The 25,115-nt window shown below is 60.7% G+C and carries 25 protein-coding genes and 1 tRNA gene; 7 read left to right on the forward strand and 19 right to left on the reverse strand.

Annotation, left to right across the window (positions count from 1 at the left end):
- Positions 1-101: 101 nt before the first annotated feature.
- On the reverse strand, positions 102-1,208 hold the full coding sequence (locus PR017_RS09650) for an aldo/keto reductase (protein ID WP_111222774.1): 1,107 nt from the start codon (positions 1,206-1,208) through the stop codon (positions 102-104).
- 106 nt (positions 1,209-1,314) lie between these two features.
- Between PR017_RS09650 and PR017_RS09655 the strand changes: the two genes are divergently transcribed.
- The gene (locus PR017_RS09655; RefSeq protein WP_111222773.1) at positions 1,315-2,208 is read left to right on the forward strand and encodes a LysR family transcriptional regulator; all 894 of its coding nucleotides are present in this window, start codon (positions 1,315-1,317) and stop codon (positions 2,206-2,208) included.
- A 63-nt stretch (positions 2,209-2,271) separates the two neighbouring features.
- Here the strand turns inward: PR017_RS09655 and PR017_RS09660 are convergent, their stop codons facing one another.
- Positions 2,272-2,508 (reverse strand): hypothetical protein, encoded by a 237-nt coding sequence (locus PR017_RS09660; RefSeq protein WP_111223012.1) that lies wholly within the window; start codon positions 2,506-2,508, stop codon positions 2,272-2,274.
- Between the two features lie 140 nt (positions 2,509-2,648).
- Here PR017_RS09660 and PR017_RS09665 point away from each other — a divergent pair, with 140 nt between their 5' ends.
- The 3 genes from PR017_RS09665 (at position 2,649) to PR017_RS09675 (ending at position 4,287) form a co-directional block, all read left to right on the forward strand.
- Entirely contained in the window at positions 2,649-2,918 is a 270-nt protein-coding gene (locus PR017_RS09665; protein ID WP_133255667.1) for a hypothetical protein, read from the forward strand.
- A 117-nt stretch (positions 2,919-3,035) separates the two neighbouring features.
- On the forward strand, positions 3,036-3,263 hold the full coding sequence (locus PR017_RS09670; protein ID WP_111222771.1) for a hypothetical protein: 228 nt from the start codon (positions 3,036-3,038) through the stop codon (positions 3,261-3,263).
- Complete coding sequence (locus PR017_RS09675) at positions 3,229-4,287, forward strand: DUF2971 domain-containing protein (protein ID WP_111222770.1); 1,059 nt, start codon at positions 3,229-3,231, stop codon at positions 4,285-4,287. The genes PR017_RS09670 and PR017_RS09675 overlap by 35 nt, the downstream gene beginning before the upstream one ends.
- Before the next feature lie 210 nt (positions 4,288-4,497).
- Here the strand turns inward: PR017_RS09675 and PR017_RS09680 are convergent.
- Positions 4,498-4,573 (reverse strand) — tRNA-Ile (locus PR017_RS09680).
- A 149-nt stretch (positions 4,574-4,722) separates the two neighbouring features.
- Between PR017_RS09680 and PR017_RS09685 the strand changes: the two genes are divergently transcribed.
- Positions 4,723-5,466, forward strand: a complete 744-nt coding sequence (locus PR017_RS09685) for an SIMPL domain-containing protein (RefSeq protein WP_111222769.1) — start codon at positions 4,723-4,725, stop codon at positions 5,464-5,466.
- Between the two features lie 92 nt (positions 5,467-5,558).
- Here PR017_RS09685 and PR017_RS09690 read toward each other — a convergent pair whose 3' ends face one another.
- The 7 genes from PR017_RS09690 to PR017_RS09720 form a co-directional block, all read right to left on the reverse strand.
- Positions 5,559-5,909, reverse strand: coding sequence for a hypothetical protein (locus PR017_RS09690; protein ID WP_111222768.1), 351 nt, complete (start codon positions 5,907-5,909; stop codon positions 5,559-5,561).
- 181 nt (positions 5,910-6,090) lie between these two features.
- Entirely contained in the window at positions 6,091-6,393 is a 303-nt protein-coding gene (locus PR017_RS09695; protein ID WP_111222767.1) for a hypothetical protein, read from the reverse strand.
- Between the two features lie 126 nt (positions 6,394-6,519).
- Positions 6,520-6,942 (reverse strand): secondary thiamine-phosphate synthase enzyme YjbQ, encoded by a 423-nt coding sequence (locus PR017_RS09700; protein WP_111222766.1) that lies wholly within the window; start codon positions 6,940-6,942, stop codon positions 6,520-6,522.
- A 144-nt stretch (positions 6,943-7,086) separates the two neighbouring features.
- Positions 7,087-7,899, reverse strand: coding sequence for a siderophore-interacting protein (locus tag PR017_RS09705; protein WP_111222765.1), 813 nt, complete (start codon positions 7,897-7,899; stop codon positions 7,087-7,089).
- Between the two features lie 26 nt (positions 7,900-7,925).
- Entirely contained in the window at positions 7,926-8,516 is a 591-nt protein-coding gene (locus PR017_RS09710) for a PadR family transcriptional regulator (protein ID WP_111222764.1), read from the reverse strand.
- A gap of 196 nt (positions 8,517-8,712) precedes the next feature.
- Complete coding sequence (gene ftsZ, locus PR017_RS09715) at positions 8,713-9,738, reverse strand: cell division protein FtsZ (protein ID WP_111222763.1); 1,026 nt, start codon at positions 9,736-9,738, stop codon at positions 8,713-8,715.
- Between the two features lie 272 nt (positions 9,739-10,010).
- Entirely contained in the window at positions 10,011-11,111 is a 1,101-nt protein-coding gene (locus PR017_RS09720; protein WP_111222762.1) for a branched-chain amino acid aminotransferase, read from the reverse strand.
- A 212-nt stretch (positions 11,112-11,323) separates the two neighbouring features.
- On the opposite strand from PR017_RS09720, the gene PR017_RS09725 reads away from it, so the two are divergent.
- A complete protein-coding gene (locus PR017_RS09725) occupies positions 11,324-12,094 on the forward strand; it encodes a pyrroline-5-carboxylate reductase (RefSeq protein WP_111222761.1) in 771 nt (256 codons plus the stop codon).
- A 21-nt stretch (positions 12,095-12,115) separates the two neighbouring features.
- Here PR017_RS09725 and PR017_RS09730 read toward each other — a convergent pair whose 3' ends face one another.
- From PR017_RS09730 to PR017_RS09750, 5 genes are all read right to left on the reverse strand, one after another.
- Positions 12,116-12,655: a GNAT family N-acetyltransferase gene (locus PR017_RS09730; RefSeq protein WP_111222760.1), complete on the reverse strand. Its 540-nt coding sequence runs from the start codon at positions 12,653-12,655 to the stop codon at positions 12,116-12,118.
- Entirely contained in the window at positions 12,648-13,874 is a 1,227-nt protein-coding gene (locus PR017_RS09735; protein ID WP_111222759.1) for an MFS transporter, read from the reverse strand. The genes PR017_RS09730 and PR017_RS09735 overlap by 8 nt, the downstream gene beginning before the upstream one ends.
- A 169-nt stretch (positions 13,875-14,043) precedes the next feature.
- A complete protein-coding gene (locus tag PR017_RS09740; RefSeq protein ID WP_111222758.1) occupies positions 14,044-14,391 on the reverse strand; it encodes a helix-turn-helix domain-containing protein in 348 nt (115 codons plus the stop codon).
- Positions 14,392-14,562: 171 nt separating this feature from the next.
- Complete coding sequence (locus PR017_RS09745; RefSeq protein ID WP_111222757.1) at positions 14,563-15,084, reverse strand: GNAT family N-acetyltransferase; 522 nt, start codon at positions 15,082-15,084, stop codon at positions 14,563-14,565.
- Between the two features lie 75 nt (positions 15,085-15,159).
- A complete protein-coding gene (locus PR017_RS09750) occupies positions 15,160-16,482 on the reverse strand; it encodes a DUF930 domain-containing protein (RefSeq protein ID WP_111222756.1) in 1,323 nt (440 codons plus the stop codon).
- Positions 16,483-16,653: 171 nt separating this feature from the next.
- Here PR017_RS09750 and PR017_RS09755 point away from each other — a divergent pair, with 171 nt between their 5' ends.
- Positions 16,654-16,860 carry a PIN domain-containing protein gene (locus tag PR017_RS09755; protein ID WP_133255666.1) on the forward strand — a complete coding sequence of 69 codons (207 nt, stop codon included), beginning with the start codon at positions 16,654-16,656 and terminating at the stop codon, positions 16,858-16,860.
- Between the two features lie 57 nt (positions 16,861-16,917).
- Here the strand turns inward: PR017_RS09755 and rpoD are convergent, their stop codons facing one another.
- The 4 genes from rpoD to PR017_RS09775 all read right to left on the reverse strand — a co-directional run bounded on the left by rpoD (position 16,918) and on the right by PR017_RS09775 (position 24,834).
- A complete protein-coding gene (gene rpoD, locus PR017_RS09760; protein ID WP_111222755.1) occupies positions 16,918-18,972 on the reverse strand; it encodes an RNA polymerase sigma factor RpoD in 2,055 nt (684 codons plus the stop codon).
- A 413-nt stretch (positions 18,973-19,385) separates the two neighbouring features.
- Positions 19,386-21,182: a DUF4365 domain-containing protein gene (locus PR017_RS09765; RefSeq protein ID WP_161959392.1), complete on the reverse strand. Its 1,797-nt coding sequence runs from the start codon at positions 21,180-21,182 to the stop codon at positions 19,386-19,388.
- 78 nt (positions 21,183-21,260) lie between these two features.
- Entirely contained in the window at positions 21,261-23,255 is a 1,995-nt protein-coding gene (gene recQ / locus PR017_RS09770) for a DNA helicase RecQ (protein WP_111222753.1), read from the reverse strand.
- A 190-nt stretch (positions 23,256-23,445) separates the two neighbouring features.
- A complete protein-coding gene (locus tag PR017_RS09775; RefSeq protein ID WP_111222752.1) occupies positions 23,446-24,834 on the reverse strand; it encodes a GntP family permease in 1,389 nt (462 codons plus the stop codon).
- Between the last annotated feature and the right edge of the window lie 281 nt (positions 24,835-25,115).

Raw genomic sequence — 25,115 nt, forward strand, 5'->3', positions numbered from 1 at the left:
GCGTTCCTGCACCGCCGTTCGCAGAGACAAATCGATACTCCAGCTATTCTGCGTTCGGGTTCAGGCGTTGGTCGGGGCCGGGCGCCGGCCCCGATGCCGGCTCAGCCAGGCCTTACCCAGGGACGCACGGTCGTGCCGCCGAAAATCACCTTTCTCGGCAGATCGAAGATGAAATACGGGTTGAACGCCGGCGGCGCACCGATCGCATCGAGGCGGCCAAGGTGCTCCGTCGTTAGCACGATCTCGAGCGAGGCGATATTCTCGGCAAGCTGCGCGACGCGGCTCGCCCCGACAAGCACGGAGCCAACGCCCGGACGTTGCATGAGCCAGGCGAGAGCAACCGCCGCCATCGGTCGGTCCATTTCGGCCGCCACCGCCCTCAGCACGTCGACGACCGCAAAGTTCTGCTCTGTAAACAGAAGACCCCCGAACGGATTGTCACCGTTGAGGCGGCCATCGCTCTCGACCTCGCCGCTATCGCCGGCGGTGTCAGGAAGCCCCCCTGCCGGCCCGGCACGGCTCAGCATGTCGCGGCCGTATTTGCCGGTCAGCAGACCCGCGGCAAGCGGGCTCCACGGCACGAGGTCCATTCCGAGTTCGGCTGCGGCGGGAAGAATGTCGAGTTCGACGCCGCGATCAACAAGCGAATAGGCATATTGCAGGCCGATAGGCACCGGCAGCCCATGGGCCGCGGCCAGCGTCGCAAGCTTTGCGACATACCAAGCCGGCGTGTTCGAAAAACCGTAATGCAGGATCTTCCCGCTCCGGACCGCATCAGTCAGCGACTGCAGCACCTCTTCTGCCGGGGTCGTGCGATCCCAGACATGAATCCAGTACATATCGATATAGTCGGTCTGCAGCCGTTTCAGCGATCCCTCGATGCCGAGCCGAATGTTCTTGGCACCATTGCCGCCGTGGAGTGGCGTGCCCTGGCTGCGGGAAAAGCCCGACTTCGTTGCGATCACCACGCGATCGCGCAATCCCGCTTCCGCGACGAAGTCCCCCAGCATCTCCTCGCTGCGCCCGCCGGAATAGACATCCGCCGTATCGAAGAAGTTGCCGCCGGCAGCGATGTAAGTATCGAAAAGCGCGCGCGATGCCTTGCTGCCCGACCCCCAGCGCCCGGCGCCGAACGTCATGGTGCCGAGCGCGAGGGGGCTGACGATCAGGCCCGAACGTCCGAGCGTGCGGTAGCTAGTGAGATCCATGGGAATGTCCTTCCGGTTTCGATGTCTTGCTTCGCTCACCCTACAGCACCGCGGAACGCTGGATTACCCGTTGCATGCCGCATGAACTTATGAATACAGTGCATCAATGGAACGCGGCGAACTGAATGATCTGATGGCCTTTGCCGCCGTGGCGCGTGAGCGAAGTTTTACGCGGGCAGCAGCGGCGCTGGGAATTTCGCCGTCGGCACTCAGCCATGCGATTAGGGGTCTGGAAGAGCGGCTTGGCGTCAGGCTGCTGGCGCGCACGACCCGCAGCGTCGCGCCGACGGACGCCGGCCTGCGGTTGTTGCAGCATATCCAGCCGGCCTTCAGCCAGATCGAAGCAGGGCTGGAAGCCCTTGGTGAATGGCGCGACAGCCCCTCCGGCAAGGTGAGGCTGACGACCTTCTCCTACCCGGCCAGGACCATTCTTCGCCTAAAACTCCCGGCATTTCTTCTCGACAATCCCGATGTCGAAGTCGAGGTTAATATCAATGATCGGCTGGTGGATATCGTCACCGACGGTTTCGATGCCGGCATTCGGTTCGGGGAAACTGTGGCGAAGGACATGATTGCAGTGCGCGTCGGCCGAGACCTCCGGACCGTTGTCGTCGGCACCCCCTCCTATTTCGAAAACCACAAGAAGCCCGAGGTGCCGGCCGACCTCGAAGGACACAATTGCATAGGCTATCGGCTCGCCAGCGCCGGCGGGCTCCTACCCTGGGAGTTCGAATCCGGAGGACGCGAAATCAAGATCAGGGCATCCGGTTCTTTCGTCGTCAACGATGGCGACCTTGCCGCTGCCGCGGTTCGCGCTGGCGCCGGCCTCGGCTACGTCATGGAAGACGACGTCGTCGACGACATCGCCACAGGCAGGCTGGTCCGCGTCCTCGATGCATGGTGCCCGCCCTTCCAGGGCTGCTACCTCTACCACCCCAGCCGCCGCCAGACCCCACCAGCCCTGCGCGCCCTGATTGCCGCGCTGAAGGTGGATGCGTGACGATGGTGCGGGCCAGCGAGCATCAAATCTTAACGCGGCCTGTCTGGCCGCACCACGCGGGCTTTACGACGCCGAGAATTTTACCGTGACGCCGCGCTGGCGAAAGTAGGCCTGCATCAGCTTCCTGCCTGAACGATTGTTCTGCACGAGCCGTGAAGGGTCGAATACGGCCTCTTTCAGGCCCGCTCGCGTCAACGCTGCCTTCAGATCCGCAATATGTACGTCGATGTCGGCATTGTTCGCCTGAAGCGATTCATAAACGCGGTTTGTTGCGTCTGCTACGGTTGGTTCGCTCACGATCACTCCGGTCGCCGTCTGTCTGGCGATTACTATGTTTTTCCGCCCCGATCCTATTGTGGGGAAAAGTACCCGCGTCAATAGGCGAACATGCATTGAAACATTGCGACCGGGTCGGAGAGGCGCGATACACGTCATATAGTGTGAAACCGGTCAGAGCCCCTGCCTGGCGGGCGATCCACCAGAAGCGCCAACAGACCGCGCCTCGGGATGTGTCCGAGCCGAATTCCAAACTGGATGGCGGCCACGGTCTTTTGCTGTCGGCCGGGCTTCAGATCGACACCGCCCTGTCCACGACAGTGGGACCAACCTTGCTGATGGCGGTGACCAGTCTCGGAAAGTCTAATCTGGCAACAAGCATGTGGCAAACCATCGACAACCCGTTCGGCAGGACGTTGTCACCTGTGTCTTAGGGACAAACTGTTATCTATGTCTCGGGGTCGGACACAGACACCGCGTCCCGCAAGCGCAGCAAGACGGCCCGCCATGTCGCGCTGTCTTGGCGGGCCTATCTATCCAAGGAGAACCGCATGGCGGGAATGAAAAAGGCCAAGACTCGCCTGACCAAGCAGCAGAAAAGCACGTCCTTAATGCTGTTCGATACAGGATATGAATATTCCGCGCTCAGCGAGCGCTTCGGCATGCCGACGCCCAATGTAGCGCATTTCGCACGCGAGATTCGCTCCGAGCGTCGGCGCATGGTATCCGCTAAGATTAACTGGGATGCTGAGTTTCGGAAGCACCAAGCTGTCAGCTAAATTAAACCAGTGTATTTCATTTTTTGTCACTATTCTGCTGAGCGAAAGACGCAATATCGAGGCAAAAATGATCAACGAAATAAAAGCGCAAGAAATGAGTCGGCTCAACAGTATATTCCACCCGTACGCCAACTCTCAGATTCAGGGTTTAGGTGGCAAGCGTTTTGTACATTATACAAATGCCGCCACCGCTTTCAGCATACTGAAAAACAAGCAAATGTGGTTGCGAAATGCGATGGCGATGAACGACTTCTCAGAAATTGAATGGGGGAAGTTTTGCGTAGATGCCGCATTAAATTCTGGAGCAGGCAAAGGGTTCGCCAACGCGATCAACTCAATTTCAGATGAGTTGTATGCCGAGAGCGTTAACGGCTTTTATGGAGACTTTCCTGAAATCCAGAAGAACTCATTCATCGCCTGTGTCGCTGAACATGAGGATGGCGAAGATCGGTTAGGTCGGCTGTCGATGTGGCGCGCGTACGGAAATGTGGCATTGGTTTTCCGGAATTCGACCTTGACCGAAAACTGGAATAGCGGCCTCGGAATTCAATCAACTCCCGTGGCCTATTTGACGCCCGACAAAGCAATTGGTCAAATTGCAGAAATTTCGCGCTCAGTGATAGCAAACTTGAGCTTTCTCCAAACTATTCCACGCGACATTCTGATTTCCGTATTGAAAAACCTGCTCAGGTTAGCTGTGCTCGCGATAAAACACCCCGGCTTTGAAGAGGAGCGGGAATGGCGGCTTATCTATACTGAAGGTATTAACATCTCGGTCGTCATCGAGCGGGAGCTTGAAGTAATCGCAGGGTGTCCTCAATTCGTCTGCAAACTTCCGCTGAAAAACAACGCGAGGTTCGGCATCACTGGGTCCGACCTCTCGCAGTTGATTGATCGAATAATCATCGGTCCAGCTGACCACTCGGCTCTCATGAGGCAGGCGTTCATTTGCCAATTAGAGGAGCTCGGGGTCTTAGAAGCCGCAGCGAAGGTGAGCGTTTCCGAAATCCCTCTTCGTAGGTAAGGCCGCCGATTGAGCAACTGGGAGAGCAATGGCTGATTCGAAAATTCTGAGCGTCCGTACCAAGCCACGTCATTTACTCTCGGCTAACCGCGCTCGCTCCTTCACGCGCCACAAAATCAAACATCGAGAATTGGATTTTGTAGCCCAAAATGTAGCCTCCTAACCAATAGTAGCCCACACCTTATTCAATATCTTCTTGTTATTAGAAAATGGTGGGCCCGGGAGGACTCGAACCCCCAACCAAGCGGTTATGAGCCGCCGGCTCTAACCATTGAGCTACAGGCCCTACCTTGCGCTCTGCGCAATATACCGGAGCAATGGTCCTCCGGTATGTCTTGCCTCTAGCCCAAAACTTGTGTCACGACAAGGGATTGCCGCATTGGCTACACAATCAATCGACACAAGGGTATTCCAGAAGAACAACGGAGGAAACCTATGACCCTGCCCCAGCCAGCCAGACTTGCCTGCAGCGCCTTTGCCGGCCTTGCCCTGCTGACGCTCACCAGCGCGACGGCCTTTGCAGCGGGCGAGCTTCGCCAGGCGCTGATCAGCGTTTCCGGCGAAGGCCAGGCGGCTGTCGCGCCCGACATGGCGGTCGTCACGCTGTCGGTCGTCAAGCAATCGAAGACCGCCCAGGATGCGCTCGACCAGGATAACAAGGCCATGGGCGCGGTGCTGGCGACCCTGAAGAACGGCGGTATCGCCGAGCGCGACCTGCAGACCTCCGGCTTTGCCATCCAGCCGCAGTATAATTATCCGCCTGCAAAGGACGGCCAGCAGCAACAGCCGGAACTGGTCGGCTACCAGGTGACGAACGGCCTGACGGTGCGGGTGCGCGATCTCGGCAAGCTGGGCGGCCTCATCGACCAGGCCGTCGGCCTCGGCATCAACCAGGGCGGCGACATCCAGTTCGTCAACGACAAGCCGGATGCGGCAATCGAGGCCGCCCGCAAGGACGCCATGGCCAATGCCGCCGCCAAGGCAAAGACGCTCGCCGAAGCCGCCGGAGTCAAGGTCGGCCGCGTCATCGAGATCACGGAAAATGCCGTGCGCGCGGCACCCCAGCCGATGATGCGCCCGGTCATGCTCAAAGCGGCTTCGGACACGGCAGTGCCGGTCGCCGGCGGTGAGAACAGCTATAACGTCACTGTCAATGTGACCTACGCGCTGGAGCCATAGACCGGGCCGCAGAGCTCACAGCAACGCTTCAAAAGTAAGCCGCCCCGGGTCCAAGAAACCGGGGCGGCTTTTTCGGTTGGCTACTCGAAACTTCAGCGGCCCATCATCGGGCAGCCGCGGACGTTGGCGAACATGATGGTATCAGGACCACGGCGGCTGAAACCGTTCACGACGACCCGGCGCGGCGTGACGTCGACGACGCGGGCGCGGCGCAGGCCGTAATCGCGGGCGATGCCTTCTGCCTGGCGCGGGTCGCAGCCGCGACCACGGAAGCCGGGTGGCGGCATTGGCGGACGGCCGTAATAATCCGGCGGCGGCGCACGGTGATATCCGGGACCGACATAGATGTCGAGGTTCTGCGCGGAGGCAGAGGTCACCGTGCCGGAAAAGGCGCCGGCAATCAGCGCCGCCGTCAGGGCGGCTTTGGCCAGAATAAGTTTCATGTCATCCTCCATGGAGCGGAAATACGATCAGCGCCAACCGCGCCTCCCACGCAAATCGGCGCTGGTTCAACGGCTGGAACCGCAAACGGTTCGGAATCAGCCAAAGGCATCTTCCAGTTAAAAGCAAGTCGCGCGAGACGCCAGATCAAATATCGCGGCGCGGTGCGGAAACCACGCCGCCCTATCGGCGCATCACGGGGCAATCGGACTGGTTGGCAAACACCATCCGTTCCATGCCATGGTGGCTACGGCCGACAACCACGACGCGGCGCGGCGTGATCTTGGCGATCTCGGCGCGGCGGATCCCGGAGGCACGCGCCTTGCGCACAGCCATCAGCGGCGAGCAGATATCGCGGCCATGATGTTCGTAGCGGACCGTCTCCACCTTGGACGAAAGACCGGCAGCAGAGACCGAGGGTGCCATGACCGACACTGCGCTTAAAGCAATCAGGCCGGTGGTTCCGAGTTTCGCAAACAGGTTCATCGCATTCACTCCATTTCCTGTAGTTCAATACCCGACGGAACGGGCATGGGGTCAAACCTAGTGGAGCAAGGTTGAACGACAAGCCAACGGCCCGTTCACTTCATATTCAGCGGCCGTTTCAGAGGCTTATGCGCCGAGATGCAGTATCACCTCGCGCTGATGCGGCCGGTCCCTGTGCTCAAAAAGGTAGATCCCCTGCCAGGTGCCGAGCAGCAGCCGACCGTTGTTGACGGGAATGCCGATGGACGTCTGCGTCAGCGCCGCCTTGATATGGGCCGGCATATCGTCGGCGCCCTCGGCAGTGTGGATCACCCAGCGCATGGACGGATCCGAGGATGGCGGCACGAGGCGGCGGAAGAAGGCATCGAGATCGGTCTTGACGTCGTCATCGGCATTTTCCTGGATGATCAGCGAGGCCGAGGTATGGCGCACGAAGACGGTGAGCAGCCCTTCCTGCGCACCGCTGCGACGCACGAACGCCGCCGCCGCATCCGTAAATTCGTAGAGCCCCTGGCCATGGGTCGACAGCTTGAGAACGGTCTGCGGCATGAAAACTCCCTCGCGCACGGTTTCTCGTCAGGTCGGTCGCGGCGGCGACAAAGTCAAGTGCAGCGAGACCGCCGGCCGGCTATTGACCAGCCGGCGGCCTTGTCAGGGCGGCAAGCCCGGCACGTGCGGTGGCGTACCCGCCGTTCAGTCGCCGTGGCTTTCGTGAAAGCCCGCGCTGCCATGGCGCCAGTAGCCGGCCGACTTTATCCAGCCGCGCGGCACACCGCGTTGCTCCACCAGCACCTTGCGCAAGGCCTTGGCAACGTCGGTCTCTCCGGCAATCCACACATAGCCGTCGCCATCAGGCAGGGTCAGGTCGGAAAGCGCGGCGAGCCACGCGGCTGTGTCGCTTGCAGCCGTCAGCGGCCGGTGAAGCCATCTGATGTCGAGGTCCGCGCTGCTGGCAAAGGCTTGCTCTTCGGCTGGGCCCGTCACGGCGGCGATGACGATGGCGCGCGCGCCAGTGCGCAGTTCTTCCAAGCGCCGGCCGATGGCTGGCAGCGCCGTCTCGTCGCCGACCAGCAGGTACCAGTCGAAATCGTCGGTGACGAGGAAGGAGCCGCGTGGACCGCCGACCCCCAGCCGGCTTCCCGGCACCGCGTTGACGGCCCAGTCGCTGGCCGGACCGGCTTCGTGCACGGCAAAGTCTATCGTCAGTTCCTGCCTTTCGGCATCGTATCGGCGCGGCGTGAAGTCACGCACCGGAGACGCGACGACGCCCTCTGCCAGCGGTGTCGCATCCGGTCCGATTGCCGGCCAAACCGGTAGCTCCTCGCCGGGTTTGGGAAAGCAAAGTTTGACATGGTCGTCATATCCGGCGCTGACGAAGCCGGCGAGATCCTCGCCTCCCAGCGTGATGCGCAGCATGTTGGGCGTCAGGCGCTCGGTTGACCTGACGGTCAGAAGGCGGCGGCGCAGTTCGTGGCGAACCCGGCCGATGGCGTGTTTTTCGGTCATGAAATCTCCTGTGGTGGAGGCGGTCTCTAGCCGCGATTGATTTCGGCGACGGCGCGGCGGAGGATGTCTGCCAGCCGGCTCGCCTCGTCGGTGGAACAGCCGCGCTTGTGGAACAGCGCCGTCTTGATCGCCAGCCGGGCCACTTCAAGCGCCTCGTGGCCATGAGCCTCCGGATCCTGCCCCGCTTGTGGACCGCGCCCCTCCATCACGTCGCGCACCGCATCCATCTTGGAACCGATATGGGCGAGATCGTCGAGAATGCGGTCGGCGCCGGCCCTGTCCGCCGACAGCGCGGAAAGACCGGTCTCGGTGATGCGAAACAGCTTTTTGTTGCCCTCGGCCTCGCAAACCGCATGACCGATCTCGTCGAGATAGGTGAGCGCCGGATAGATCATCCCAGGGCTCGGCGTATAGAAGCCGCCGGAGATCTCCTCGATCGTCTTTATCAGCTCGTAGCCATGGGCAGGCTGTCGGGCCAGCAGCGCCAAAATCAGCAGCTGCAGATCGCCCGAACTGAGCTTGCGGCCTGCCCGAAAGGCGCCGCTGGCGGCAAACCCACCCTCGAAACGACCATGCCCGCCCCTGCCACGTCCGTCTCGTCCATGATGATCTCGCATCGCATTTACCTTACGTAAGATACTACAAAAAACATATCTTAAGATATAGCGGCGCGGAGCTGTTGGCAAGTGGAGATCGACCGAGCCTTCCGATAAGAAAAAGGAAGGAAAATCCGCCTCCCGGATACAGTTGCGCCGGGCAACGCGATCCTGGGTGAATCGTATTGGCCGGCGCTTGTTCGGTAAAAAGCTTAGACTATTGAAGAGTGCGTCGCTGCGCCTCGGCGACGGCACTGGCTGCCATTTCGCTGTTGGTCTGGCTGCGGTCGAGGCCGGTGGCAACAACGGAGACACGGAAGGCGCCATCGAGATTGCGGTCGAAAATCGCACCGACGACGATATCGGCATCTTCGTAGACTTCATCGCGAATGCGGGTAGCGGCTTCGTCGACTTCGAACAATGTCATATCCATGCCGCCGGAGATCGACACAAGCACGCCCTTGGCGCCCTTCAGCGATACGTCGTCGAGCAGCGGATTGGCAATTGCCGCTTCGGCCGCCTTCATCGCACGGCCCTCGCCCGAAGCCTCGCCCGTGCCCATCATAGCCCGGCCCATGCCCTGCATGACGGATTTAACGTCGGCGAAATCGAGGTTGATCAGGCCTTCCTTGACGATAAGATCGGTGATGCAGCCGACACCGGAATAGAGCACGCGGTCGGCGATGACGAAGGCATCGGCGAAGGTGGTCTTGGCATCGGCAATGCGAAAGAGGTTCTGGTTAGGAATGACGATGACGGTATCGGCCGCCTCGCGCAGCCGCTCGATACCCTCTTCGGCAGCTTCCATGCGGCGCTTGCCTTCGAAGGTGAAGGGCTTCGTTACGACGGCAACGGTCAGGATACCGGCAGCACGGGCTGCAGCGGCGATCACCGGAGCTGCTCCCGTGCCGGTGCCACCGCCCATGCCGGCGGTGACGAAGCACATGTGCGTGCCCTGCAGATGGTCCATGATCTCGTCGATCGATTCTTCCGCAGCGGCGCGGCCGATTTCCGGCAGCGAACCGGCGCCGAGACCTTCGGTAACCTGCGCACCGAGTTGGATGAGACGGGTTGCCTTCGACATGGTCAAAGCCTGCGCGTCGGTGTTGGCGACGACAAATTCGGCGCCGCTCAGGCCTTCGGCAATCATGTTGTTGATGGCATTACCGCCGCCGCCACCGACGCCGATGACGGTGATTTTAGGCCGCATCTCGGCAATGTCGGGCTTTGTGATGATGGCCATGTGTCGTCTCCCGTGCCCACGGCGCGGTGGGCTTTGCTATCCTGGTGCGCGTCGGAACGGTCGCCTGCGACGACCGCTCCGAATCAATCGGCTCAATGTAGCGGGTTAAAAAGGCTAAGAGCAGGCATATATGCAAAAACAGGCGAAAGCCGTGCTGGATTTTTCAAGCCGCTCAAAGCATCGCGCCCGAAAGGTTGCTGGCCGCCGACGCGGACCACGTCCGGTCGTGCAGGCAGCGCGGGCCGGCCTTTCCGGACCGGCCGTGCTAAAGGTCAGGCCTCGACGGCGTGCGTCCAGCCATGCGGATCGTTGGTGGCGCCCTGCTGCATGCCGACCAGCGCAGTGCGCAATTCCGCCGTCAGCGGCCCGGTTTCGCCATCGCCAATAGTAAACTGGCCGTCCGAGTGCTTGATCAGGCCGATACCGGCCAGCACAGCTGCGGTGCCACAGGCAAAGGCTTCGCGGAGCTTGCCGCTCGCCGCATCCGCCTGAAACTCCTCGAACGAGTAGCGCTTCTCCTCGACGCGCAGACCCGTGGCCTCAGCCAGCGCGATCACCGATTTGCGGGTGATGCCGGGCAGGATCGTCCCGCCGAGCGGCGGGGTCACCATGCTGCCGTCCTTCATGACGAAGAACACGTTCATGCCGCCGAGTTCCTCGATCCAGCGATGCTCTGCGGCATCGAGGAACACCACCTGGTCGCAGCCTTGCTTGGCTGCCTCGGATTGCGCCACAAGGCTGGCCGCATAGTTGCCGCCGCACTTGGCGGCACCCGTGCCGCCGTTTGCAGCGCGCGTATAGTGCTTTTCGACCCAGACCGACACGGCCTTGCTACCGCCCTTGAAATAGGAGCCGACCGGCGAGGCGATGATGCAGAAGATATAGTCATGCGCCGGGCGGACGCCGAGAAAGGCTTCGTTGGCGAACATGAAGGGGCGAAGATAGAGGCTGGCGTCGCCCGACGGGATCCACGCCTTGTCGACCCGCACCAGCGTCTCGACAGCCTTGATGAACAGGTCCTCAGGCACTGGCGGCATTGCCATGCGGATGGCACTGTCGGAGAAGCGTCGTGCATTTTCTTCCGGACGGAACAGCAGGATGCGGCCATCTGCAGTCTTGTAGGCCTTCATCCCCTCGAAGATTTCCTGCGCATAATGCAGCACGGCGCTGGCCGGGTCGATCGACAACGGCTGGCGGGCGGTCACCTTGGCGTCGTGCCAGCCCTTTTCCGTGGTCCAGCGAGCCAGCACCATATGGTCGGTGAATACCTTGCCGAAACCTGGGGTCGACAGCGCCAGGGCACGGTCGGCGTCGGAGACCGGCGACGGGTGAAAATCGATCTTGATATCGGCCATCTTTGAAGTCGTGTCCATTCCATCCACCTTGTAACGCAGCGATCGACCCTGCCGCCCGCCAATGATTCACGGGACAATAACGGGGAATTCCGCAAATGGGCAGTGCTGCCTTGGCCAAAAACGTCGTCAAATCGCGTTATCCGCGTGGGCAGAGCGTCAATGACGCCCTCGCAACATTGCCCTCTGAGGCGAACCGGCGATAGATGGCGGAAAGAGCAAGGGAGTTGTGCATGCGATTGGGATTTGTCGGGACCGGCGCCATTGCCGAAGCGATCGTCACCGGCACGCTCGGTGCAGATCTCGCCATCGCATCCATCCTCGTGTCGCCGCGCAATGCCGACGTCGCAGCCAGGCTCGCTGCCGCCTCTCCCCTCGTCCGTGTCGCCAAAGACAACCAGGCGGTGGTCGATGGCGCCGACATAGTGTTTCTCGCCATCCGGCCGCAGATCGCCGAGACTGTGGTGCGGGCTTTGACATTCCGCGCCGACCAGCACGTCGTCAGCCTGATCGCCGCGACGGACCAGACAGCCCTTTCCGAGTGGATCGGTATGAACCTCCGGCTGACCCGGGCGATCCCGCTGCCCTTCGTCGCCGAGCGGAAGGGCGTGACAGCCATCTTTCCGCCGGACGAAGACGTCGCCGCCTTTTTCAACGCGCTGGGATCGACCGTCGAGGCAAGGACCGAGGAGGAATACCAGCTTCTCGGCTCAGCCAGCGCCCTGATGGGAACCTTCTTCGGCATTCTTGAGATCGGCGGCCGCTGGCTGGAAGCGCAGGGGATGCCCTACGACCAGGCGAAGAGCTACCTTGCGCCGCTGTTTGCCAGCCTCGCCGATACCGCCGCCCGGCCGCAAGCACCGGATTTCGACGTGCTGCGCGATGAATTCTCGACCAAGGGCGGCCTCAACGAGCAGGTCTTTTCCGATTTTACAGCCAGAGGCGGTGCGAAGGCCCTGACCGAAGCGCTCGATGGCGTTCTCGCCCGCATCAGGGGCAAGTAAACATCGGGAAAGCGATCACATTCAAGGCTGGCTGGATATCGCGCGGTATTCGGACTTCAAAAGCCCCATCATCGCCATATCCCATCTTTCATCGCCGACACGGGCGCAAGAGCGACGCACGCCTTCATGTACGAAACCGAGCTTTTCATAGGTGCGGATTGCGGCGCTGTTGAACGTGTAGACGTTCAGTTCCAGCCGCTCCATGCCTTCGACGGCAAAGGCATGTGCAACGACTGCCGAAAGCATGGACAGGCCAAAACCACGGCCACGGTCTTCAGGCGCTATGCCGACGCGGGCCGGGCGGCCAACGCCATTGCGATGATCCAGCGCCAGTTGCACATGACCGATGATGCGGCCATCCAGCGCCCGTGCCGTCCAGATCAGCCGCTCGGGCGCTTCGCCTTGCGTCTCGGCCAGCATCGCCTCGCACTGGGTGATATCGAGCGGAAATACCAGCGTCGGACCCGCCCACTGGATCAATTCGACCTCGGTAGCAAACCAGCCAATCAGTGCCTCGAAATGCCGCTGCGCAAATGCCTCGAGGGTTACTGCCTCAGCCATTCAAAGTCTCCACCTTGGCGAGCGCCGGGAACAGCCTCATCCACGCCAGCACCACAACGATCGTGCCGATACCGCCGATGACGCCTGTCGCCACCGGCCCGAGGGCCCCGGCCAGCATACCCGACTCGAATTCACCCAGCTGGTTCGACGTGCCGATGAACAGGGAATTCACTGCGTTGACGCGGCCGCGCATCGAATCCGGCGTCAGCAGTTGCACCAGCGAACTGCGTACGACGACGCTGACCGTATCGGACGCGCCGACCACCAGCAGCGCCAGCACGGAAAGCGCGATGTTGCTCGACAGCGAAAAAACGATGGTGGCAACCCCGAAAATGGCAACGGCAAGCAGCATCGTCTTGCCGACGCCGCTCTGCATCGGCCGGCGCGCCAGCACGATCGACATGGCAAGCGCGCCAACGGCCGGTGCCGCCCGGAGCAGGCCAAGTCCCCAGGGGCCGGCTCTGAGGATGTCATGGGCGAAGATCGGCAGCAGCGCCGTTGCCCCGCCGAGCAGCACGGCGAAAAGGTCGAGCGAGATGGTGCCGAGCATGATCGGCCTGCTACGGATGAAGGCGACGCCGGCAAACACCGAACTCAGCGTGACCGGTGCGCGGGCCACTGGCGCCCGGCGAGCCATGCGGATGGAGATGACGTTGAAGCTGGCGACGGCAAACAGCACCGACGCCATGATGAAAGGCGCCACCGCGTCGAGGCCGTAGAGCAGGCCGCCGACCGACGGGCCGATGATCAGCGCCGTCTGCATCATCGACGTCGAGGTGGCGATGGCTTTCTGCAACAGCGGCGCGGGCACGATATTCGGCAGAAGCGCTGCCATCGTCGGCCGCTCGAAGGCCTGCACGGCCCCCAGCACAGCAACGGCGGCTAGGATGCCGGCGGGCCCGAGCCAATCACGCAAGACGGCGATGGCAAGCACCACGGCCGTGACGGCCTCGACGATCTGGCAGGCAAGACCGATGCGACGCCTGTCGAAGCGGTCGGCAACATGGCCGACGACGAAGGTGAGGATGACCATCGGCAGGAACTGGCAGAAGCCGACAAGCCCGAGGGCATAGGCACTGTGGGTCTGGTCGTAGATCATCCAGCCAAGTGCAACGGTCACCGCCTGGAAGGAAAGTTGCGAACAGACCCTGGACGCGACAAAGGAGAGATAGGCAGGGTTGCGCAGAACGCTACCCCCGGCAGGTTGATCGCTGTCCATCGGATGTCCTCGGGAACACCGGCCGCCTGCTACAGGTCGGCACGGAGACTGCTATGGGAGACTTACTTCTCCTGCTCCGCTCGAAACGCCGATTTGTCAATTCACGAAATCCGGCATCGTTCCTAAAGACACGACGGCAACGTCTAGGAGCGCGGCTTTCGACAGCCTCTCAAGCCGCGCCCGAACCTCCGCATTCCGGTGGGCGCTCGGCGGAAGCACCCGGCAGGATGTCGTCGAGCGTTTCCAGCACTTTCCTCACATGGTCAGAGCGGCAGGAAAAATAATCCGTATCCGCCCGCCTGATGCAGGCCACCAGACCCGCACCGCGAAGTGCGCCGAGATGCTTGGAACAAGCAATAGCGCCGATCCCCGTTATCAGTGCAAGGGAGTTGAGCGACAGATCGCGCGTCAGCAGGATCCTGAGGATCAGCAGCCGGTCGCGATCGGCAAGCGCGGCCAGCAATGCCGCGCCTTGCTCGAAAAAAGCACTGTCTCTCAAGGGTCCATCTGAAGGCATTTAGGCTCCGCCATCATAACCTCTGCCGTACTCGTACGACCGATGTGAATGCCGGCCAGGGAACTGCATCGCGCCGACCGGAGTGATACGCAGACAACGGACGGAAAGTTTCACGAAATTGCGGACAACCAGCCGGGCGACCTGCTTTAGGGGCCGACGCGCTGACAGCGGTCAACGGGAAGCTGTCGTATCCAGCATGATTGCCATGCTGACGCTATCCACGAAGCGGCCGTCGATACAAACCGCGCGCCTGAGCACGCCCTCGGGTGCGAACCCGACCTTCTCGTAGAGAGCGATTGCCCGGCTGTTATCGGCATGCACCGATAATTCGACGCGGATCAAACCGAGCTGACGGGCATTCGCCAGCGCGGCATCGATCAGCAATCGTCCCAGCCCCTGGCCGCGAAACTCCGGCACGATCCCCATGGCGAGGCTGCCGCGATGGGCGTGTGCAGGAAAGAAATGACGGGTGATATCACACCATCCCAGCACGCGGTTTCCGGCCACCGCCACCACATGCGGGTTTCCCCGGGCGATCATGTCCATCACATGCTCACGGGTTTCCGCCAGCGGAAACGCTTCGAGCATCGTCAGATATCGCCGCTCCCGGGCAACGAGATCGAGAGCAGCATGAAAGCTCTCGATGTGCTCGCCTGCGGTGGCAACAATTCGGATTTTCCTACTCGATATCATCGCTCTTGAGTCCTTGCCGGAAACGTGAGGTGGCAGACTATCCTCGCTGGGAAAGCAGCTGCAAGCATCCTGTTTCTAGTTGTCGGGGAACCCACGGCTTCGCCATTCACTCCGTGGCACCGGCTCGCCTATGTCGAAGGAAAAGGACTGTACTTTTGTCGCCTCAGCATCCAGTTCACAGCGAAAGCGCAGATTGTACCACTTTCCATCGGCGCGAAACTGGCTACGCTTCACGTCGAGAACGTTGCCTGACGGCAGTCGGTAGGCCGGCAGCAGCTCGGGTCGATAGACTGGCGCTGCGTGCCGCAATTGTTCACGCAACTCGCTGGCGCACAACTCTCCGGCGCGAACCCCACGCGGGATATTGCCCATCGCCCGGGTCGAAGCGGCGTCTCCGGTCTCGCTGCGGGAAAACAGCGTCTTTGCCTTCGTCATTGCTGCTTCGCCGGGTTTTCCACCTGGCTTTGGCAGCGCGGGCTTGCCTTTCGGCAGATTGGAGGGCGGTGCCGGAGCCAGCTCGACCTTGGCACTATCGGGGCTGGTGGACGGCGGACCGTTCTTTTCGGCGGTGCTGTCGGGCACGTCTACCTGCGGAAGGTCGATGTTTGGCGGCAAAGGCCCTGCCCCGGCCGGCGCATCCATTGGCGGCGTATCGGCAAGAGGCGTCTCACTCGGTGGCTGTGCAGCCGGCGGCTGGTCGGTCGGGGGCACCTCCGGTGGCGTTTCCGGAGTTGCTGCGGCTTCCGGCGTTTGCGCCACCGCATCAGCTGGCCTGGCATTGTTCGCATCGGGCTTTGCTGTCTCGTCCGGCGTCGTCGGTTTGGTATCGCCCTCCGCGCTGTTGCCGTCTTCCGATTTCTTCGGCCCGGCATCCTTGTCGCCATAACGGAAAACCGGATCGAGCGCGCGGATCCGCGACTGCTCGGCCCCGGGAGGTTCGGCCTTCGGCGGCGTCTCGGGCGGCTTTTGCTCCGGCGGTGGCGGCGGCGGTGGTTTTTCCTCCGGCGCTTTCTCAGCCGCCGGCGGCGGCGGCGGGGGGGGCGGCGCCGGCTTTTCCTCCGGCGGCTTATCAGCGGCCGGCGGCGGCGGGGGCTCCGGGGGGGCCGGCGGTTGCTCGGCTTTCGCAGGTTCGGTTGGTTTTGCCGGCTCGGGCGGTTTTTCCGGCTCCGGCATTTTCAAAGGCTCGGGAGGCTTTTCAGCCTCCGGCTTCGGCTCCGGCGGTTTCGGCTCTTCTGGCGGCGGCACCAGCTCGACGCTGACGGTATCCTCCTTGGCGGGTTCCGGCATCTTCGCGGCGTCCGGCAGGAAGAACAACGCCACGACCAGCACATGCACGACAAGCGAGGCAAGCACCACCCAAAGCGTCTTCCGCCACCGCACAAGCCGTTCGTTCGCCATCCTTCAGTGCCGGTCCATCGACGCGTCGCCGCCTGGAAAATATGCCAGAATACCAATCATCCGAATTCCTTAACGCCTGCCGACTTGCGAAGATACCGGATTCGCGATCACCATCCCGTCAGCACACAGAGAGGGAGCAGAGATGGGGATTGCCGGACGCCGCGTCCACCCATGACCGGCAGAGCTCGTGAAATTGCCGCAAGATTGCGGGTCTTCGAGGCCGCGGCACGCCTGTGTGATCGACATGAGCTCGGGATACGCGCCGCCGACGCGTTGCATCTGGCGATTGCCATGGACGCGTCCGCAACCCTGGTCACCTTCGACCACCTTCTCCAGACAGCCGCGTCGAGCCTTGGCCACCCCTGCCTTGCCCCATGAAAAAACCCGGCCAGTTAAAACTGACCGGGTTTCTATTGGTAACCTCTCGCAAAAACCTCAGCTGTCGAGGAACGAGCGCAGCTTGCGGCTGCGGCTTGGGTGCTTGAGCTTGCGGAGCGCCTTGGCTTCGATCTGGCGGATACGTTCGCGTGTGACCGAGAACTGCTGGCCGACTTCTTCCAGCGTGTGGTCCGTGTTCATGCCGATACCGAAGCGCATGCGCAACACGCGTTCCTCGCGCGGCGTCAGGGATGCCAGAACGCGGGTCGTGGTTTCGCGCAGGTTTGCCTGGATGGCGGCGTCGATCGGCAGCAGCGCGTTCTTGTCCTCGATAAAGTCGCCGAGATGGCTGTCTTCCTCGTCGCCGACCGGGGTCTCGAGCGAAATCGGCTCCTTGGCGATCTTCAGGACCTTGCGGACCTTTTCGAGCGGCATGGCCAGCTTCTCGGCCAGCTCTTCCGGGGTCGGCTCGCGGCCGATCTCGTGCAGCATCTGGCGCGACGTCCGGACGATCTTGTTGATCGTCTCGATCATGTGCACCGGGATGCGGATCGTGCGGGCCTGGTCGGCGATCGAGCGGGTGATCGCCTGGCGGATCCACCACGTCGCATAGGTCGAGAACTTGTAGCCGCGACGATACTCGAACTTGTCGACCGCCTTCATCAGGCCGATATTGCCTTCCTGGATGAGATCGAGGAACTGCAGGCCGCGGTTCGTGTACTTCTTGGCGATCGAGATGACGAGGCGCAGGTTTGCCTCGACCATTTCCTTCTTGGCGATGCGCGCCTCGCGCTCGCCCTTCTGGACCATGTGCACGATACGGCGGAATTCCGAGATGGAGATCCCGGTTTCCGTGGCAAGGCTCTGGATGTCACCGCGGATATCGGTGATCGTCCGGGCTTCGCCTTCGGCAAACTGCTTCCAGCCCCGACCGGTGAGGTTGGAGATGAAGGTCATCCAGTTCGGATCGAGCTCGGCACCGGAGTAATGTTCGAGAAAACTGTCGCGCTTGACGCCATAGGATTCCGACAGGCGCAGCAGCTTGCCCTCGTTCTGCACCAGACGCTTGTTGATGTCGTAGAGCTGCTCGACCAGCGCATCGATGCGGTTCTGGTTAAGCGACAGCGACTTGACCGACTTGATGAGCTCGTCCTTGAGCTCCTTGTAGCGGCGCTCCTGGGCCGACGAGAGCGCGCCGGCGGCAGCAAGACGCTGCTCGACCTGCTGGTCCTGCAGCTTGCGCAGCTTCTTGTAGGTTTCGGCAATGGTGTCGAGCGTCAGCATGACCTGCGGGCGCAGCTCGAGTTCCATCGCGGCAAGCGAAAGGCTGGACTCGTCGTCCTCCTCTTCCTCTTCCTCGCGCTGGCCTTCGCCGCCGACATTGGTGATGTCGTCGTCGCCGAAGCGGGCCTTGCGGGTCTTTTCCTTCTCTTCCGCAAGCTTGCGGTCGGCCTCGATCTTCTCCGGGCTCTGGAACTGCGGAGCGGCCTTCGCTTCCGGGCCGGAATAGGTGGTTTCGAGATCGATGATCTCGCGCAAAAGTGTCGTGCCCTCGTTGAGCTCGTCGCGCCAGATGATCAGCGCCTGGAACGTCAGCGGGCTTTCGCAGAGACCGCCGATCATCGTCTCGCGACCGGCCTCGATGCGCTTGGCAATGGCGATTTCGCCCTCGCGCGACAGAAGCTCGACAGAGCCCATTTCGCGCAGGTACATGCGCACCGGATCGTCGGTGCGGTCGGTCGGCTCTTTCTTCTTGGCAGTGGCCAAGGCGGTGCCGGCCGAAGGCGCAAGCTCGCCGCCTTCGCTCTCTTCCTCGTTATTGTTGTCATCGTCGTCGGAAGAAGCCGGCGTGCCGGGCTCCTCGACGTCCTCGTCTTCCACGACGTTGATGCCCATGTCCGAGAGCATGGCCATCGTATCTTCGATCTGCTCGGAGGTGACTTCCTCGGACGGGAGGACGGCATTGAGCTCGTCCATCGTCACGTAGCCGCGCTTCTTTGCGGCCTTGATCATCTTCTTGACCGCGTCATCGGAAAGATCGAGAAGCGGGCCGTCGGAGGCGCCGTCGCGTTCGACTTCAGCTTCTTCGTTTTCTTTGACTTTGGTTGCCATCTATATAGTCGCTTTCCCTGACGCTGCCCTGCCTGCGGTTGGGCTTGAGAGCCCCGGGCAAAAACTCGCCCGCCGCAATTGTTCACGAACACCTACGGAATGATCTTTAATTCCGAATTAACCACGCGCGCCCAAAAGCTCAAGGCCAGACGGTTCACCTGGCGAACTGCTGGACATTGCTGCCCCATGACGCGCGAGACCTTCTCTGCCTGAAATGGTGATTCCCACTATTTCCCTTCCCGTCAAGCTATTCCGCGAAGAATGATGCGGAAAACCCGGAAAAAGCCCGACATACATGGGCTGACTTGGCACGGAGGCCGGTATGGGTGGGATATGGGGAGGATTGGGGGGAAAGACAAGGGTGGGGTTTGGAAGGGATAAGGCACTTTGCGGAACTGGAGCGCAGATAAAATCTAGAAGTCGACTCTGGGCTCCATTCGAAGAACCCCCTGTTTAAAAAGAATGCCAGGTTCCCCGATAGTTTCGCCAGGCCGATAGGGTCTCTCCGTTCGGACAGCCTTGTTGGCTTCAACCACAAACGCGTCAAATTCAGCAACGATCAAATTAGTAAATACTTCTGGACGCTGCGCCTTCGCGCTCCAATAAGCGGAAATACCACAATATTTCAACGAACACTTAAGAACGTCTTCAATGATAGATACGTTGTCGCTTACCAAGCATAGAAAAATTGCGTCCGCCCAACACTCAACGTCATTTTCCAAATGAAATGTGAGTACCAAATGACTCCAGAAGGCAGCTTTATTATCACCACAATCCAGAAAGGACTGCCTGAATAGAAAAAGTTCGTCGTAGTTAAAGAGCCTGATATTGGGATCTATTCGCCCTAGCCAGGACGCCAATTTTAACTTGATCAACGCCTCGGAGCCAATTGAAGAGGGATGCAAAGAAGCGGGAATTAGAACACGTTCCGCGTCCGTGTATTTCTTTTGACTCAAGTAAGCGTCCGCGAGCAACAAACGCGCATTTGGTGTGTCTTCCATTCCTATGAGGCGTGAGTATGCCACAGATGCACATCGGTATCGGCCCGACATAAAAAGTATGCCACCTAGATCCCGATAGAAATATGTTCGCGATAGATAGCTTGAATCAGATTTACGTGCATCGTTGTAGCACCTTATAGCGAGCTTATATTTTTTTTGAGATCGAAGGTAGTTTCCGAGACTGTAGGAAAGTCCGGACGTATTAAATTTGCCTTTTTGGCAAGCTATCGATTCGTTAAAAAAAATTATAACTTCATTGGAAATATTATCAAAATTCCTGGTTGATAGGTTGAGCGCGGCGGCAAACAAACTCATATATTGATCCTGCTCTATCTGCAGGCCATTCATTAACGCCAAATCTACCGCCTTTGACGGCACTTCTAAGAGCGCTAAAGCTGCTACCGAAGAAAGCTCTCGGCTGGGTGCGATCAAACGTGCAGCATGACAATATTCTGCAGCGCGCTCGGCATGACGATCAAAGTTCAAATCAACTAGGAGCTTAATAAGAAGATAGCATAGGCACGCTGCTAAATCATTTTTGTCATCTGATGCAGAGACGACGGATGTCTCATAAAGAGTTGCTATTGAGAGAGTTAATATTCCTGAATCAAGGCCGAGGTGTATTGGAATGCCATCGCTTCCTCTTGCTTGATCGGTAAATGGTAACGCCATTAGAAGAGGCTCAATGAACGCATTGTAACGGTTCACTTCAGTAGGCGACGCAGCGTGCCAAGAAATCGGGAACCGCGTCCATTTTTCACGTTTTTTTAAGAGCCGTAGACAATTCAGAGCAAACGCAATTCGATCAGGTGTTTCATCATCCCAAACATTGTTTGGATCAAATTTTATTGTGACTGACCTTGTATCAGCTTTCGCTTTCCGCGAAGCATGTTCAGCCCACATCCAGTACGATCTATTAGTTACACTGCAATGCCTAAATATTATCGCAGGAACATCAAATGAATTTAGATATTTAAGAGTTTCGCTTCGAATTCTTACTTTATCAGAGACATTCTCATTTTCTGTGCCTTTTGATTGCACATTAAATATTAAACCCGTGTCCAAACCTTGCGGCGTGAATAACTCCACCTCCAAGTCAACGCCATAATCTGATCCCTTCTCACGGCTTACCCAAACACTAGGCTTTAGTGTGTTGAAACAGCGTATTGCCGCTTCCCCGATTTGGTGACTTTTAGGTCTTTTAGGCATCAGCGGTGACCACATCGATCTAAAAAGGATAAAATTCGAGGAAGTTGGAAATCTCCTAACAGTGATTAATCGTGGCGTTCACCCCCGCCCAATCACCGCCAAAAACGCATCCCCATAGCGCTCCAGCTTCGCCTGCCCCACGCCTGAGATCGCCAGCATCTCATCCGCGCTGCCCGGCCGTTCGCTGGCCATGGCGATCAGCGTCGTGTCCGGAAACACGACATAGGGCGGCACGCCCAGCGTCTTGGCGATCTTCATGCGCTCCGCCCGGAGGTCCTCGAACAGCGCTGCATCCGCTGCCGACAGGCCGGCCGTCCTCGGCGCGCCGCCGCCTGCGCCGCTCGCGCCGGCACCCCGCCGCGCGGACTTACCGGTCGCCGGGCGGTCCTTGCGGAACTGGATGCTGCGTTCCTTCTTGAACACGGCCTTGGCATCCGGCGTCAGTTTCAGCGCGCCATAGGCTGCATGATCTACGCTGACGAGGCCGGCGGCGAGCAGCTGGCGGAAGACGGATTGCCAGGTGCGGACGGGGATGTCCTTTCCGACCCCGAAGACCGGCATGTCGGCATGGCCGAAGCGCTGGGTCTTCTCGTTGACATTGCCCGTGAGCACGTCGATGACGTGGCCAGCGCCAAAACGTTCGCCGGTGCGGTAGATGGCCGCCAGCGCCTTGATCGCCGCCTCCGTGCCGTCCCAGGTTTCCACCGGCTTCAGGCAGGTATCGCAATTGCCGCAGGCGCCTGCGTGGCTTTCGCCAAAATGCGCCAAAATCGCCTGTCGGCGGCAGCCGGAGGTCTCGCAGATGGCGAGCAGCGCGTTCAGCTTTGCCCGCTCCACCCGCTTGATTTCAGGTGCCGACGCGCCTTCGTCGATCATCTTGCCGCGCTGGATGACGTCGGCCATGCCATAGGCCATCCAGACGTTGGACGGCAGGCCGTCGCGGCCGGCGCGTCCCGTTTCCTGATAATAGGCCTCGACGGAGCCCGGGATGTCGAGATGGGCGACATAACGGACGTTCGGCTTGTCGATGCCCATGCCGAAGGCGACCGTGGCAACAAGGCAGAGGTCTTCCTCCTTCAGGAACGCATCCTGGTTGGCATCGCGCACCGCCCGCTCCATGCCGGCGTGATAGGCGAGTGCCCTGATCCCCTGCCCGTTCAGCCATTCGGCGGTGTCTTCGACCTTGGCGCGCGACAGGCAGTAGACGATGCCGCTGTCGCCCTTGTGGCCGGAGAGAAAGCGCAGCAGCTGCTGGCGCGGTTGGTCGCGCTCGACGATCTCATAGGCGATGTTGGGGCGGTCGAAGCTGGTGGAGAAGATCTTGGCGGTGTCGAGCTGCAGCCTTGCGATGATGTCGTCGCGGGTGTGCGGGTCTGCGGTTGCCGTCAGCGCGATGCGCGGCACGCCGGGAAACTGTTCGGCGAGTTTGCCGAGCTCGCGGTATTCCGGCCGGAAATCATGGCCCCATTGCGAGACGCAATGGGCCTCGTCGATGGCAAAAAGCGCGATCTTCGCGTCGCCGATGGTCTGGCGAAAATTGTCGGTAAGGATGCGCTCGGGCGTCATGTAGAGGAGGTCGAGCGTGCCGTTGCGGATGTCGCGATAGATGGATTGCGCCTCTTCGCGGGTGATCGACGAGTTCAACGCCGCGGCGTTGACGCCGAGCTGCTTCAGCGCCTGCACCTGATCGCGCATCAGCGCAATCAGCGGCGAGACGACAATGCCGATGCCGTTGCGGCAGAGCGCCGGGATCTGGAAGCACAGCGACTTACCGGCGCCGGTCGGAAACAGCACGACCGCATCGCCGCCGGAAACGACGTGCTCGACCACCTGCTGCTGCTTGCCTCGAAAGGCCGGATAGCCATAGATCCGCCTCAGCACCTCGAGCGGCGCCTGCCCGGCGGACGATCTCGGCAATGCCCGCGAGGTGTGCGGCTCTGGCGCAGCAGACGGCTCGCCATAGGGCTCCCATCCGGCCGCTTGATCCGGCTCGAAGACATCCCTCGGCGGTTCGAGGCCGAACAGCGCCTCGTCGGTGGAAAACCGTGGATCGTTCTTCTCCGGCTTCGACATTATCTTCCTTCGCTCGGCAGGTCTTCACGCCCGCCCTGGCCCTTCCCGGGCTGCTGTTTCATTTCGGCCGTCGCCGTCGAATCGACGGGGGGGAGGCACCCCCGGGGCTGGCCCACCATGGCATGTTTCGAAGCCGACTGCACCCGCGGCACTTCCCTTCTCCAATGGGGAGAAGGAGATTCCACGCCGATCAGATCAGCGGCGGCAGCAGGTTCATGAGCAGCACCATCACCAGCCCGACCATCGAGACGATGGACTGGACCACGGAGATCGTCTTCGTAGCTTCGCCCATAGACATGCCGAAGGATTCCTTCACCAGCCAGAAACCGGCATGGTTGGCATAGTTGAAGAACAGCGAGCCGCAGCCGATCGAAAGCGCCAGCAGCGGCACATTCAACCCCTCGCCGCCCGCTAGCGGCCCGAGAAGGCCGGATGCTCCGACGATGCCGACGGTGGCCGACCCCGTCGATACCGACAACAGCATCGAGATGATCCAGCCGAGGATCAGCGGCGATAGGGAGAACTGCTGGCTGAGATGCATGATCGCATCCCCGACCTTGGCGTCGGTCAGCACATGCTGGAACGCGCCGCCGCCGGCAATGATCAGGAGGACGTTGGCGACCGGCTTGACGCTCGCCGACATCGAGCTGCGCAGCGTCTCCGTGTTTCCATTTCTGATGTAGACGAGCATCAGGGCGGCAAACAGCACGCCGATGAGCATGGCAATGGCCGGCTCGCCCAGAAACCCGGTGAAATGGACGACAGCCGCATCCTTCGGGAAGACCAGTTCGGCAATCGCGTTCGCGAGCATCAGCAGCGCAGGCAACAGGGCGGTGAGCAGGCTGATCGCGAGGCCAGGCGGTGTATGCTCCTCTCCGTCCACGCGGCCTTCGGAGGAGAACTGGTCGATGAGCGCCTGATCCGGGCGAACGGACAGTCTCGGCGTGATAAAGGCGCCATAGACCGGCCCGCCGAGAATGATGGCCGGGATTGCGGCGAGGAAGCCATAGAGCATCGTCGCCCCGATATTGGTGTGCAGCGAGGCGATGGCGGTGAGCGGTCCCGGATGCGGCGGCACCATGCCGTGCATGGCAGCCAGCGCGGCGATCACGGGAACGCCGACATAGACATAGGCCGAGCCGCGAATACTGGAGGCCGCGTCGAGCTTGCGCGCCACGCTGAAGACCAGCGGCAAGAGGACGACCAGCCCGACCTCGAAGAACATCGGGATGCCGATGATGAAGGCAGCACCGGCCATCGCCCAGGGAAGCAGGCGCACGGAGGTCTTGCGGATAATGATATTGGAGATGCCCTCGGTCACCCCTCCATCCGCCAGTATCCTGCCCAGCATCGCCCCCAGCGCAACGACGAGACCGACAGCGCCAAGCGTGTTGCCGGCACCTGACTCGATGGATTTAACCAGCTTGTCCGTCGGCATCCCCGTCAACAGTCCGACAGCGATGGAAGTGATGATCAGCGCGATCAATGGATGCAGACGCGCCCGGGAAACGATGAGAACGACGAGAAAAATGACGCCGCCAAGGGCGGTCAGCAAGAGCGCAATGTCCGAGTTTTGCATGGTCTGTTCCAGCGCCCCCACGGGCCTCGGCGGCGATGCGCACGCGGCCCGGGAGCGACTCCTTATGCCTCAACAATAATGCTGGCCCCTCTTCGCAGAGAGCCCGGTTTCTGTAAACCTTTGTTGCGCGAACGATCTATTCCGACTTCGAGCTTCTGCATCGGAGCGGCGCTGCAGAAGCTGTGGGACAGACGCTGCGTCAGCGCTGGTTGGTTGGGCGACAGACCGATCGGTACCCGGCGGTGGTCGAAGGAACGGGAGACGCATGATGATGGGGCGGT

It is taken from the genome of Rhizobium tumorigenes, from assembly GCF_003240565.2.
Classification (GTDB): domain Bacteria; phylum Pseudomonadota; class Alphaproteobacteria; order Rhizobiales; family Rhizobiaceae; genus Rhizobium; species Rhizobium tumorigenes.